10 protein-coding genes are annotated in these 13,393 nt (G+C 60.2%); 6 read left to right on the top strand and 4 right to left on the bottom strand.

Annotation, left to right across the window (positions count from 1 at the left end):
- Positions 1 to 169 precede the first annotated feature (169 nt).
- Positions 170 to 286: a cytochrome c oxidase subunit CcoM gene (ccoM, locus tag HX805_RS32535; RefSeq protein ID WP_003210916.1), complete on the bottom strand. Its 117-nt coding sequence runs from the start codon at positions 284 to 286 to the stop codon at positions 170 to 172.
- A 143-nt stretch (positions 287 to 429) separates the two neighbouring features.
- Positions 430 to 687 carry a hypothetical protein gene (locus HX805_RS29190; protein ID WP_146014684.1) on the bottom strand — a complete coding sequence of 86 codons (258 nt, stop codon included), beginning with the start codon at positions 685 to 687 and terminating at the stop codon, positions 430 to 432.
- A gap of 37 nt (positions 688 to 724) precedes the next feature.
- On the opposite strand from HX805_RS29190, the gene HX805_RS29185 reads away from it, so the two are divergent.
- The 3 genes from HX805_RS29185 to HX805_RS29175 all read left to right on the top strand — a co-directional run bounded on the left by HX805_RS29185 (position 725) and on the right by HX805_RS29175 (position 3,349).
- The gene (locus HX805_RS29185) at positions 725 to 1,597 is read left to right on the top strand and encodes a LysR substrate-binding domain-containing protein (protein ID WP_102368259.1); all 873 of its coding nucleotides are present in this window, start codon (positions 725 to 727) and stop codon (positions 1,595 to 1,597) included.
- An 88-nt stretch (positions 1,598 to 1,685) separates the two neighbouring features.
- The gene (locus HX805_RS29180; protein WP_003210913.1) at positions 1,686 to 2,156 is read left to right on the top strand and encodes a RidA family protein; all 471 of its coding nucleotides are present in this window, start codon (positions 1,686 to 1,688) and stop codon (positions 2,154 to 2,156) included.
- Positions 2,153 to 3,349, top strand: coding sequence for an aminotransferase class V-fold PLP-dependent enzyme (locus HX805_RS29175; protein WP_177080983.1), 1,197 nt, complete (start codon positions 2,153 to 2,155; stop codon positions 3,347 to 3,349). The genes HX805_RS29180 and HX805_RS29175 overlap by 4 nt, the downstream gene beginning before the upstream one ends.
- Here the strand turns inward: HX805_RS29175 and HX805_RS29170 are convergent.
- The gene (locus HX805_RS29170) at positions 3,346 to 3,687 is read right to left on the bottom strand and encodes a hypothetical protein (RefSeq protein ID WP_008430424.1); all 342 of its coding nucleotides are present in this window, start codon (positions 3,685 to 3,687) and stop codon (positions 3,346 to 3,348) included. The two genes, HX805_RS29175 and HX805_RS29170, sit on opposite strands and share 4 nt — an antisense overlap.
- 216 nt (positions 3,688 to 3,903) lie before the next feature.
- On the opposite strand from HX805_RS29170, the gene rapA reads away from it, so the two are divergent.
- Positions 3,904 to 6,750: an RNA polymerase-associated protein RapA gene (gene rapA / locus HX805_RS29165; protein ID WP_102368258.1), complete on the top strand. Its 2,847-nt coding sequence runs from the start codon at positions 3,904 to 3,906 to the stop codon at positions 6,748 to 6,750.
- A 185-nt stretch (positions 6,751 to 6,935) separates the two neighbouring features.
- Here rapA and HX805_RS29160 read toward each other — a convergent pair whose 3' ends face one another.
- Positions 6,936 to 8,282 carry an MFS transporter gene (locus tag HX805_RS29160; protein WP_003210907.1) on the bottom strand — a complete coding sequence of 449 codons (1,347 nt, stop codon included), beginning with the start codon at positions 8,280 to 8,282 and terminating at the stop codon, positions 6,936 to 6,938.
- 281 nt (positions 8,283 to 8,563) lie between these two features.
- Here HX805_RS29160 and HX805_RS29155 point away from each other — a divergent pair, with 281 nt between their 5' ends.
- Together HX805_RS29155 and HX805_RS29150 are read left to right on the top strand one after the other, a co-directional pair.
- Positions 8,564 to 10,825 carry a bifunctional diguanylate cyclase/phosphodiesterase gene (locus HX805_RS29155; RefSeq protein WP_023659115.1) on the top strand — a complete coding sequence of 754 codons (2,262 nt, stop codon included), beginning with the start codon at positions 8,564 to 8,566 and terminating at the stop codon, positions 10,823 to 10,825.
- Between the two features lie 206 nt (positions 10,826 to 11,031).
- Positions 11,032 to 13,209 (top strand): hypothetical protein, encoded by a 2,178-nt coding sequence (locus HX805_RS29150; protein WP_177041978.1) that lies wholly within the window; start codon positions 11,032 to 11,034, stop codon positions 13,207 to 13,209.
- Positions 13,210 to 13,393 lie beyond the last annotated feature (184 nt).

The following is a 13,393-nucleotide window of genomic DNA, read 5'->3' as shown; positions in this document are numbered from 1 at the left end:
TAGGCGTTTGTAAAAAAGTGACTCGCTGTAAGAGCGAAACCATAAGTAGCCGTTACCGCAGCAACGGATATGTACACAAATCAAAAAATCCAAAACAAAAAATCCAAAACAAAAAAAAGGCGACCGAAGTCGCCCAAAATGCCTTGCGTGCTCATGTATCCGAAAAGACCTAAGGCCTCTTACGCTTATTAGCGTCTTTCCAGATAAAAATTCCAAACCCTACAAAGAACATCACCATGAGGCCAACCGTCAGCACTCCGGCAAACACCACATTATCGAAAAACATGACCGGCCTCCTGCACTTGCCCTGTTGCGATAGGGCTAAGTTAACCAAGAAGACGAAAGAAGAAATTGACGAGGATCAATGTCGCCCGCGACGGAGCGTAAAGAAGGGAAATAACTGACCTGCATCAAACGATGCAGGCTATATCAACGCTTTTTCGGTTTGCTTTTCGGCTTTTTCTTGGGCTTCCCCAACGGCATCGCCTGTTCAAACGCCTGGCGCACTTCATTCAGTCGCTTGTCATTCAGATCATGAACACGTTTGGCCCGTTCGGCATTCAGGTCAATCAGCTTGTCATCGTCACTCATGGCTTGGCTTACGTAATGGCTTGGATGCCCCAATAATGCGTCCTGCGCCAATCCCGCGTAAACAAAATCGATGTCATCGCGCGCATTTGCCCGCAAAATCCCCCCATCCCAACCCTCACACAGAGCGTTCGACGTGGCACTGCACAAGGACCTTCCCCCACTCCTGGCCCTGCGCGCCTTTGAGGCCGTGGCCCGGCATTTGAGTTTTATCAAGGCCGCCGCCGAGCTGTCAGTGACCCAAAGCGCCCTCAGCCATCAAGTGCAGAAACTCGAACAGCACCTGGGCAAACCGCTGTTTATCCGACGCACCCGCGCCATCGATCTGACCGAAGACGGCCAACACTACTACGACCAGATCCGCCCCGCCCTGGACACCATCGCCGCCGCCACCCGCCAGCAGCAAACACCGCCCGCCACCAGCGTACTGCGCGTCGGCCTGCTCGCCTCGTTCGCCACCTTGTGGCTGGCACCGCGCCTGGCGGGGTTTCTCAGCCGCTACCCACACATCCAGGTGGAGTTGGTGCCGGCGATTCAGCTGGCAGATGTCGCCGCCGCCGAGGTCGACCTGGCGATTCGCTACGGCAAGGGCGACTGGACCGACGTGCAGGCCACGCGCCTGATGAGCGAAACACTGTCACCCGTCTGCAGCCCGGCGTTCAAGGCCAGCCAACTGGCCAATGGCCCGCTGCTGATGGCCACCTCGCACCGCCCTTTCGAGTGGACCGACTGGTCCCGGCATTATCAGGTGGATGTGGAGCACTACCCCAAGGCGCTGCTGCACGACTACAACATCGTGGTCGAAGCCGCCGTCGCCGGCCAGGGCATCGCCATGGGCCGCCACCGCCTGATCGAACGCAGGCTCAAGGAGGGCACATTGGTGGAAGCCTTCGACTGGCCGCCCTATCAAAGCGAGATCGGTTACTGGCTGATTGCCCCGCATGGCGAAACCAGCACGGCGGCCGCTTGTTTCAGTGAATGGCTGCGGGAAATCTGCGCTGACGCATGAGTTATTTCGATACGTCGAGTTAAATCTATCCGTTTGTCGGCGAAAATCGCCCCGCCCATGCTGAAGACTCTTTCCAAGAGGATTCATCATGAGCCACTCCATCTCGCAACGCGTACAAGCCCTCGGCCTGAGCCTGCCGACACCCAGCCAGCCGATTGCCAACTACGTCAATTACGTGATCAGCCAGAACCAGCTGTTCATCTCCGGCCAAATCCCGCTGCTGGACGGCAAACCGACTTACATCGGAAGACTCGGCGAATCCATCAGCGAAGACGAAGGCGCCAAGGCCGCCGAACTCGCGGCGCTGGGCCTGTTGGCACAATTAAGCGATGCCCTGGGCGATGACCTGTCGCGACTGGTGCGCATCATTCGGTTGGGCGTATTTATCGCCAGCAGCGGTGATTTCCAGCGCCAGGGTGCAGTCGCCAATGGCGCTTCGAACTTGCTGGTCAACGCCCTCGGCGACAAAGGCCGGCATGCCCGTACGGCCGTGGGCGTCGCCAGCTTGCCGGGCGGCGTAGCCGTGGAGATCGACGCGATTTTCGAGTTGCAGCCGTGACTGCGCTATCCCTGACCGAGGTCCGGGAGCTGCGGGACGAAACGCCGGGCTGCCAATCCGGCATCGTCCACTTCAACCACGCCGGGGCCTCCCTGCCCAGCCAAGGGACGCTTGATGCAATCATTGACCAGTTGCAGCGCGAAGCCCGCGACGGCCCGATGGAGGCCGGCGAACACGGTGCACTGCTGGCGGAAAAAGCCCGTCGCGCCGCCGCGCAACTGCTCAATGCGCCCGTGTCATCGATTGCCTTCGCCAGCAGTGGCTCGACCGCCTGGAGCATGGCGTTCCAGGCGTTGGGCCCGTGGCAGCCAGGCGACCGCATTCTGGTGGGCCGCCACGAATGGGGCGGCAACCTGGCGAGCATGCAGACGGCCGTGCAATCGGGTGCGCATGTAGAAGTGATCCCCTGCGATGAAACCGGCACGGTATCCGTCGCCAGCCTGGAAGCCATGCTCGACGCCCGGGTGCGGTTGATCGACCTGACCTGGCTCCCCGCCAACAGCGGCTTGATCAACCCGGCCGAGGCCATCGGCGCGTTGGCCAGGCGTCATGGCATTGCCTATTTCATCGACGCCGGGCAAGCCATCGGCCAGGTGCCGGTGGATGTGCAAGCGCTGCACTGCGATGTGCTCAAGGGCGCCGGGCGCAAGCATCTGCGCGGCCCACGGGGGACCGCCCTGCTCTATGTGCGGCCGGATTTTCTCGAGCGCTTGAACCCGGCCCAACGCGATGTGTTTTCGGCGCCCTGGAGCCCTGCGGGATTTGACTTGCGCAACGACGCCCGGCGCTTTGAAACCAGCGAAGTGTCATTCGCCTTGCTGGCAGGCCTGGGCAATGCGTTGCTGGAGGTCAATCGATTGGGGGTCGAGCGGGTCCGCGAGACGGTCCGGCTGTTAAGCGACACAATCCGTGAACAATTGCGCCGAATCGACGGGATTACCTTGCATGACCTGGGAACCAGCGCAAACCAGTCCGGCCTGATCGCGTTCAACCTGGCCGGCTGGGACGCCTTCGAGCTCAAGCGCCGCCTGGGCCTCAAGCGGATCAATATCGGTGCCAATGGCGTGCCCTACACTCCACTGGACATGCAGGCCCGCGAGCTGGACAGCGTGGCGCGAATCTCCGTGAGCTACCTCAATACGGCGCAAGACATCGAGCAACTGATCGCCGCCCTGCGCGAACTGCGGGATTAAACCTCGACGTCCACCCACAAGCCTTGCCGTGGTGCGTCTTCAATCAACGGCACCACCGGCACGGTGTTGTCGGCGTTGAGTTCGTCACCGGGAACAGCCAGGTGCTCCTGCGAGTCTTCATCGGCTTCGCGGCGACGCTTTTGCTGTTCCTGCTGGCGACGCTGCTCCTCGCGCAGCAGCAAAGCCGCTTCCTCGGGATCGCGCTTTTGCAGGTCGATGGTACTTTCGTTGGAGCCTGGCTGAACCGGCGCCACGGGCGGGATATCCGGCTTCTGGCGCACTGGGTCAAGCTGCGACGTGACCGGCACAACACTCAAGGGCAGCATGGGTGGCAGCATATTATTAGTCTCCTGTTCAGCAGACTGTCGGCTGCGTGGGTGACGACTTGAGCGTCAAGCCGCCAACTTGTGAACCAATCGTCATCTATCCGACGAAGATACCGCCCTTTTTCTTGCCGCTTGTAGCTTAAAGCTCGAAGCTGCACCTATTCCTTTTGGTCTGGAAGCCGTGTTCCGTTAGAATAGTCGGCTTTTTCACGGCGGGAGTCAGGCAGCATGGCGCAGCAGTATCAACCGGGGCAACGCTGGATTAGTGACAGCGAAGCAGAGCTGGGGTTAGGCACCGTTCTGGCACAGGACGGCCGCTTGTTAACCGTGCTCTATCCGGCCACTGGCGACACTCGCCAGTATGCGCTACGGAATGCGCCCCTCACTCGCGTGAGGTTTTCGCCGGGTGACACCATCACCCATTTCGAAGGCTGGAAAATGACCGTGCAAGAAGTCGACGACGTCGACGGCCTGCTGGTCTACCACGGCCTCAATGGGCAGAACGAGCAGGTCACCCTGCCGGAAACCCAGCTCTCGAACTTCATCCAGTTCCGCCTGGCCAGCGACCGTCTGTTCGCCGGCCAGATCGACCCGCTGCCCTGGTTCTCCCTGCGCTACCACACCCTGGAACACACCAGCCGCCAGTTGCAGTCCTCGCTCTGGGGCCTGGGCGGCGTGCGTGCGCAACCGATCGCGCACCAACTGCACATCGCCCGTGAAGTTGCCGACCGTATCGCGCCGCGGGTTCTGCTGGCGGACGAAGTGGGCCTGGGCAAGACCATCGAAGCCGGCCTGGTGATCCATCGCCAATTGCTGTCCGGTCGCGCCAACCGCGTGTTGATCCTGGTGCCGGAAAACCTCCAGCACCAGTGGCTGGTGGAAATGCGCCGCCGCTTCAACCTGCAGGTCGCACTGTTCGACGAAGAGCGTTTTATCGAAAGCGATGCCACCAACCCGTTCGAAGACACCCAGCTCGCGCTGGTGGCCCTGGAATGGCTGGTGGACGACGAGAAGGCCCAGGACGCGCTGTTCGCGGCCGGCTGGGACCTGCTGGTGGTCGACGAAGCGCACCACCTGGTCTGGCACGAAGAAAAAGCCAGCCCCGAGTACTCGCTGGTGGAACAACTGGCCGAAGTGATTCCGGGCGTGCTGCTGCTCACTGCAACCCCTGAGCAACTGGGCCAGGACAGCCACTTCGCGCGCCTGCGCCTGCTGGACCCGAACCGTTTCCACGACCTGCACGCCTTTCGCGCCGAGAGCGAAAACTATCGCCCGGTGGCCGAAGCCGTCCAGGAACTGCTGGACAAGGGCCGTCTCTCGCCCGCCGCCCACAAGACCATCCAGGGTTTCCTCGGCGACGAAGGCGAAGCGCTGCTGACCGCCGTCAACGATGGCGACGCCGAAGCCAGTGCCCGCCTGGTCCGCGAACTGCTGGACCGCCACGGCACCGGCCGCGTGCTGTTCCGCAACACCCGCGCCGCGGTGCAAGGCTTCCCGGAGCGCAAGCTGCACGCCTACCCGCTGCCGTGCCCGGACGAATACCTCGAGCTGCCTTTGGGCGAACACGCCGAGCTGTACCCGGAAGTCAGCTTCCAGTCGCAGCCGGATGTGGATGAAGAACAACGCTGGTGGCGTTTCGACCCGCGCGTGGAGTGGCTGATCGATCAGCTGAAAATGCTCAAGCGCACCAAAGTCCTGGTGATCTGCGCCCACGCCGAAACCGCCATGGACCTGGAAGACGCCCTGCGCGTGCGCTCCGGCATCCCGGCCACGGTGTTCCACGAGGGCATGAACATCCTCGAGCGTGACCGCGCTGCCGCCTACTTTGCGGATGAAGAGTTCGGCGCTCAGGTGCTGATCTGCTCGGAAATCGGCAGTGAAGGCCGCAACTTCCAGTTCTCCCACCACCTGGTGCTGTTCGACCTGCCGTCCCACCCGGACTTGCTGGAACAGCGGATCGGCCGTCTGGACCGGATCGGCCAGAAACATGTAATCGAACTGCACGTGCCGTACCTGGAAACCAGCCCGCAAGAGCGCCTGTTCCAGTGGTACCACGAGGCGCTGAACGCGTTCCTCAACACCTGCCCGACCGGCAACGCCTTGCAGCACCAGTTCGGCCCGCGCCTGCTGCCGCTGCTGGAAAACGCCGACGACGGCGAGTGGCAAGGGCTGATCGACGAAGCCCGTGCCGAGCGCGAGCGCCTCGAAGCCGAACTGCACACCGGCCGCGACCGTTTGCTGGAGCTCAACTCCGGCGGCGCTGGCGAAGGTGATGCGCTGGTGGAAGCGATCCTTGAGCAAGACGACCAGTTCACCCTGCCGATCTACATGGAAACCCTGTTCGACGCCTTTGGCATCGACAGCGAAGACCATTCGGAAAACGCGCTGATCCTCAAACCCAGCGAAAAAATGCTCGACGCCAGCTTCCCCCTGGGCGACGACGAAGGTGTGACCATCACCTACGACCGCAACCAGGCGCTGTCGCGCGAAGACATGCAGTTCATCACCTGGGAACACCCGATGGTGCAGGGCGGCATGGACCTGGTGCTGTCCGGTTCCATGGGCAACACCGCCGTGGCGCTGATCAAGAACAAGGCGCTCAAGCCGGGCACCGTGTTGCTGGAACTGCTCTACGTCAGCGAAGTGGTTGCTCCGCGTTCGCTGCAGTTGGGCCGTTACCTGCCGCCGGCGGCACTGCGTTGCCTGCTGGATGCCAATGGCAATGACCTGTCGGGCCGCGTGTCGTTCCTGACCTTGAATGACCAGCTGGAAAGCGTGCCGCGGGCCAGCGCCAACAAGTTCGTGCAGGCCCAGCGCGACCAGCTGACGCCGCGGATCAACGCCGGTGAGGAGAAGATTGCCCCGCGTCACGCCGAGCGTGTGGCCGAGGCTCAACGTCGCCTGGCGGCGGATACCGAGGAAGAACTGGCGCGCCTGACCGCGTTGCAAGCGGTCAACCCGACCGTGCGCGACAGCGAACTGGTTGCCCTGCGCCAACAGCGCGAGCAAGGCCTGGCGATGCTCGACAAGGCGGCGCTGCGACTGGAAGCGATTCGGGTGTTGGTCGCGGGCTAACTTCGCCGCCCTACCCTGACAAACAAAAAGGCCCGCGCAATGCGGGCCTTTTTTATTCACTGTAGACATCGTTGTTATTGATGACCTCTTCGCGAGCAAGCCCGCTCCCACATTTGACCGAGTTCCATCTTGAGAATGCGGTCAAATGTGGGAGCGGGCTTGCTCGCGAAGGCGTCACCTCGGTCTCAGGCAGTAACCGCCCTGGCCGGCACCTCCACCACCCCCAACCCATCCTTCATCCGCTGGGCATCGCGCACAAAACTGCGGGACGCCTGGAACAGAAACAGCATGGTCAAAAACAGCGCCACCGGAATCAGGTACATGGCGTCATGCAGTCCCACCGCCTTGTAAGCCTCGGTCATCTGCTGGGCACCGTCGGCATACATCGCCGAATGGGCAAAATGATCCGACAACCCGCCCACCACAATCGGCCCCATGCCCCCGCCCAGCAAATACAAGCCGGCGAAGAACAATGCCATCGCCGTCGCCCGCAGGCGCGGCTCGACCACGTCCTGGATCGCCGTGTACACGCAGGTGTAGAAGTTATAGGCAAACAGCCAGCCGACACTGAACAGCGCCACAAACACACCAATCTCGATCCGCCCCGCGTGCAACGCCCAGGCAGTGGTCACTGTAGAGATAATCAAACTGCACGCCGCGAACAGCAGCCGGCCGTTAGCGATGCGTTGATGGATCTTGTCGGCAATCCAGCCGCCCAGGGTCAGGCCCACCAGGCCGGTAATACCGACGATGACACCGGTGGCGACTGCCGCATCCTGCAACGGCAGCAGGAAATAGCGCTGCAGCATCGGCACCAGGAACGAGTTGCAGGCATAGGTGGCGAAGTTGAAGCACAACCCGGCCAGCACCAGCCAGAGGAATGTCGGCACCGCCAGCACCCGGCGAATCGGCCGGTCGACTTTCTCCTGGGAGACTTGCACGGCTTCCGCCGCGCCGCGCTTGGGTTCCTTGATGTAGAACATGAACACCGCAAGGATCAGCCCCGGCACCGCGGCAATAAAGAATGGCGCACGCCAGCTGTCGAACGCCTTGACCATCGCACCAATGGTGAAGAAGGCCAGCAACAGGCCCAAGGGCAGGCCCAGCATGAAGATCCCCATGGCCCGGGCACGGCGGTGGGCGGGAAACAGGTCACCGATCAGCGAGTTTGCCGCCGGCGCATAACTGGCCTCGCCGATGCCGATGCCCATGCGCACCAGCAAAAAGGTCCAGAAACTGCCCACCAGACCATTGACCGCTGTCAGGCCACTCCACGCCGCCAGGCCCCAGCCCATGAGTTTGCTGCGCGAGCCGGTATCGGCCAGGCGCCCCAGCGGCAAGCCGGCAATTGCATAAACAATGGTGAACGCGGTACCGATGATCCCGAGCTGGAAGTCGCTGAGGTGCCACTCCATGCGGATCGGCTCGATGATGATCGCGGGAATGGTGCGGTCGAAAAAGTTGAACAGGTTGGCCAGGAACAGCAGGAACAGAATGCGCCAGGCATTCGCCGCTTGGGTCGAGTTCTGCATGGGTCCGTCTCTTTTATTGTTATGTGAGCCGCGATGCCAGACGCATCCTGAGCCCGGAACCTGCAATCTAGTCAGCCTCGTGGGGATTGTCTGTAATGATTCGTAAGTCTGATGTCACTCCATCGGGCGACCCGGGCGGTCATCCCTAATCATTTGGTTCTAGTTGTTTATAAACTCATCGCCAAATGATTAGAAGCAATCTGCCATCAATCCTTGTAACTCGCTCACGCTCTCTATACTGAAAGACGCAGTCAGACTAAAACTCTGTGACGGGACATGCTATGGAATGGCTTGGTTTGCATTTTTTTACCGACCTTCCGGACAGTGGGCACTTATTACTCAATTGCAGTCATAACCCCTTTCTGGTGCTACTGGCGTATGTAGTGGCGTGTGCAGCGGGCTTCGGCACCCTGGACATGGCCGAGCGGGTCGGCCATGTCGACAACCCCAAGGCTCAACGGCACTGGCGCTGGGTAGGCGCGGGCTGCCTGGCAGGCGGCATCTGGTCGACCCACTTCATCAGCATGCTGGCCTTCCAGGCGCCTATCGCGATTCACTACGAATTGATCATGACGTTCGCCTCGCTGCTGATCGCCCTGATCGCGGCGCTGTTCGCCATGCAAACCCTCAGTCATCCAAGGCTGCGCGCCCACCAATATGTGCTGGCGTCGGTGTGGATGGGGCTGGGTATTGCGCTGATGCACTACGTGGGCATGTCGGCCATGCGCTCCGAGGCGGGCGTGTATTTCGAGACTGGCTTGTTCCTCGCCTCTGTGTTGATCGCGATCGGCGCCAGCCTGGCGGCGTTGCTGCTGTCGCTGTACCTGCGCAACGGCACCGGCATGTTCCATCAATTGCTCAAGTACGCGGCCAGCCTGGTGCTCGGCGCGGGCATTATCAGCATGCACTTCACCGGCATGGCGGCCATGCAGCTGCTGGTACCCGAGGACCTCGTACAGTCGGCACTGCCGGTGGACAACAACCCGGTCCAACTGGGGCTGCTGGTGGCGGTCATCGCCCTGCTGGTGATTGGCAGCAGCATCAGTGCTGCCCTCGCGGACAAGAAGCTGCAACACAAGGAAACCGACCTGCGCCGGGTCAACGCCCTGCTCACCGAACTGGACCAGGCCCGCGCCTCGCTGCAACAGGTGGCGCATTACGATGCCCTGACCACCCTGCTCAACCGCCGTGGTTTCAACCAGATCTTCGCCGAGAAACTCGCGGAAAAAACCGCCACCGACGGCATGCTGGCGGTGATCTTCCTGGATATCGACCACTTCAAGCGCATCAATGACAGCCTCGGCCATGACGCCGGCGACGAACTGCTGACGGTGCTGGCCGGCCACATCAAAAGCTCGGTGCGCAGCCATGACGACGTGGTCGCGCGGTTTGGCGGTGACGAATTCTGCATCCTGATCAGCATCCATCACCGCGATGAAGCGCGGCACATGGCCCAGCGCATCATGCAGAAAATGAAAGACCCCATCGAACTGGCCGGCCGGCGCATGGTGATGACCACCAGCATCGGCATCAGCCTGTTTCCCGAAGACGGCAAAACCAGCGAAGAGCTGCTGAAGACCGCTGACCTGGCGCTGTATCAGTCCAAGGATGCCGGGCGTAATAGCCTGAACTTCTTCAGCTCCAACCTGAAAACCCGGGCCTTCCTGGAACTGCAGCTGGAAGAGGAACTGCGCGCCGCACTGCGGGGCAAGAACGAGTTGGTGCTGTTTTACCAACCGATACTTGACCTGAAAAAAGGCAGGGTCACGCGCCTCGAAGCCCTGGTGCGCTGGCAACACCCCCAACATGGCCTGCTGACCCCGGACCGGTTCATCGGCATTGCCGAAAGCAACGGGCTGATTGCCGAACTGGATCACTGGGTGCTGCGCCAGGCCTGTCACGACCTGAGCCTGCTGTCGGAACAAGGCCACACCGAATTGGTCATGGCCGTGAACTGCTCGGCCCTGAACCTGACCCGTGACGAGTTGGCCGATGAGATCGAAAACGCCCTGCGCTTCGGCGGGATCGCCGCCAATCGCCTGGAACTGGAAGTAACCGAGAACGCGCTGATGGGCAATATCAGCAGCACCCTGGCATTGCTGCGGCAAATCCGCGCCCTGGGCGTGTCGCTGTCCATCGACGACTTCGGCACCGGCTACTCGTCCCTCGCCTACCTCAAGCGCCTGCCGTTGAACACCTTGAAAATCGACCGTTCATTTATCCAGGATATCCCCAAGTCGAACGCCGACATCGAGATCGTCCAGGCCATTATCGGCATGGCCCACACCCTGCACCTGCAGGTGGTGACAGAGGGCGTGGAAACCCTGCAACAATTTGAAGTGGTGCAAAAACACGGCTGTGATTTTGTTCAGGGTTACCTGCTCAGCGCTGCGGTGCCGTTGAGTGATATCAGCGCGGTGATCAACAGCCTGGACCAGAACAACCTGTTCAGCCTGCTGGGCCTGACGGGGGGTGACCCCGCGCCGAAAGATCCGCCTTCGGGTCGTGCGGGCCCGGCGTCCATCGTTCGGCCAATTCGCTGACGCCGAAAATTTGGCAATTCGCCATCATTTCACTAAAGAACCCCGACGAACGGCCGATTCATCAGAGTCCGGCCAGGCTTTCCCCTTAAAACCCTAGGGTTAAACCCTATCGCCCAGGACCAGGACGCACTGTAAAGTCGCGATCTCTCATTTTGTGATGGCTATTTGATACTCACTCAGCCATCCGTCCAGGCACATGGCGCACAATGACTTCTAAAAATAACTCTGCCACCGCGGTATCCGACGTGTTGCTGACAGCCCCTGCGGAAAAACCCTCAGGTTCAAAGTCATTGAGCACCGCCCGCCCGCTGGCCACCCAGCAGTACCTGTACTTTACCGAGACCAACACCGACCGCATCCTCGACAACCTCGACGGCCTGCGCGACATGGTGTTCCCGCGCGCACCGCACATGGAACTCGACGGTGAACTGCGCAATGAGCAGGAATTCCCCTCGGTGTGCCTGATCGGCCTGGGCCGCTGTGGCTCCAACATTGCCCTGGATGTGGCAGAGCTGGTGTACAACGCCCGCAAGTTCTACCTCAACGAATTCAGCAACGAAGACAAATCCACCGACAAGGGCTACCGCCCCGCCCAGTGGATTCGCAACAACCTGCGCCTGGGTTCGAACAAGGGCACCAAACCGGTGTTCCTGGTCGAGCCGCTGGTGATGCTGGGCGACCTGGACAAGGACATTGCCGGGCGCATCCGTTTCTCGCGCAAGGGTGAGAAAAGCGGTTTCCTGCGGGACTACAGCAAGATGAAAATCATGGACCTCTCGGAAGTCCATGCCGGCGGCGCCGGTAACGCGCCGATACTCGGCCAGTACCTGGCCAAGATCATCCTCAACAAAGACACCCAGCGCTTCTCCAGCCCCGACTGGAAGATGATCCACTCGTACCTGATCGACTCCTGCGGCATCAAGGCCAACCAGTCGCGCCTGTACTTCTCGATCTTCAGTGCCGGCGGCGGTACCGGTTCAGGCATGGCCTCGGAGTTCGGCCTGGCCCAGCAGCACTCGTACATGAACAAGACGTTCGACACCAAGCCCGCCGATGAACATGACAGCAAAAGCGGTCACGCCTTCGTGTTCGAGCCGATCTTCACCAGCGGGATTTGTGTGCTGCCGAACATCTCCGATCACCGCAGCGAAATGTCCGAGGCGCTGCACATCAACGCCGGGCGGCTGTTGTGCAAATACCTGTCGGAAGAATGGGACTTCTCGTACAACTTCGACAATGAAGACAGCAGCGAAGCCAGCGTGAAAGGCCGTATCCGACCGTGGAACGCAATGATGTTGATCTCCAACGACATCATGCGTTACGCCGAGGAAAGCGATGACGGCAACATCCAGAACATTGATGTCAATGCCATGGAAAAGCACGCCAACCAGTACATCTCGCAGCAGATCTTCAACATTCTGACGGCCCAGGCGGTTACCACCGACTACGACCAGAACTATTTCCGTCGCGCCGGGATCGACATTGGCGAGACCATCCGCCTGGATGCCAACGACCTGTTCATGAGCCTGGCTGGCCCGGTGGCGATTGCCTACGCCGAATCGGTGGTGCCGGAAACGCCGGCGCCTTCGAGCGACAAGTTCAAGGTGTTCGAAAAAGAGCCGCAGCGGCTGAACATCGACGACTTGTTTTTCCGTTCCATTGATCTGCCGCACTTCAACAAGGTGACCCAGGCGATCGAAGGCATCAGCCTGTTGCCGATTGAGTCCAAGCGGTACAAGGCCTCTCTGGAGCAGTACAAGAATTCCGGCTATGACGCGGCGGCGTTGCATGACTTGCACTTCTTCAAGAACTGCTCGTCGGTGGTGTCGATTGTGTCGTTGCCCAAGGATTACAAGCTGTCCTATATGGACCTGAATCGCCTCAAGACGCACCTCAACAGCCTGTTTCCCAATACGACGCTCAAACGGTATGCGCTGGTGATCGGGGCGTCGGCCAACTTGTCGCTCACGACCTTGATCGCTAAAAGCCCGTGCCTGTCGGATGATTTTTTGACGTTGATCGTGGCATTTATCAAGCGCTGTTTTGCGCGTAATCCGTATCGGTTTGATGACACCTTGGATAATTCGATCCTGGATTTCATCATCCATGAGGATTTTGATGAAGACCGGATTGATGAGCTGCTCAACGAGTTCGAGAACCCGGCGAAGATCCTGGATACCAACTGGTATGCGATCAAGCCGATGTACGAGAAGAAGTATCGTGAGTTGATCAACGACAAGGACAAGTTTGTGTCGATCAACGATATTCGTCTGTCGCGGGATTGTGTGAAGAAGGCGATCAAGTACCTGCGTGAGATTTATCGTCACCGGATTGGGAAGACCAAGGTTATTTCGCTGAATAACCATACAGGGAAGACGGCGTAGGCTTTGTTGTTGCTGGGGTGGGGTGTATATCCGTTATTTAGGTAACGGCGACTTATGGTTCCGCTCTTACAGCGGCTCACTTTTGAAAAGCGCAAAAGTAAGCAAAACGCTCTTGCCCCACCACTCGGCTCCTCGCTTAGGCTCGGAGTGCCCTCACTCCGGCTTTGGACCGTGGGCCGCCGTC

This window comes from Pseudomonas sp. G5001, from assembly GCF_013385475.1.
In the GTDB taxonomy this organism is placed as follows: Bacteria; Pseudomonadota; Gammaproteobacteria; order Pseudomonadales; family Pseudomonadaceae; genus Aquipseudomonas.
The sequence above is the reverse complement of the archived record's forward strand: the minus strand, read 5'-3'. Positions and strand labels throughout refer to the sequence as shown.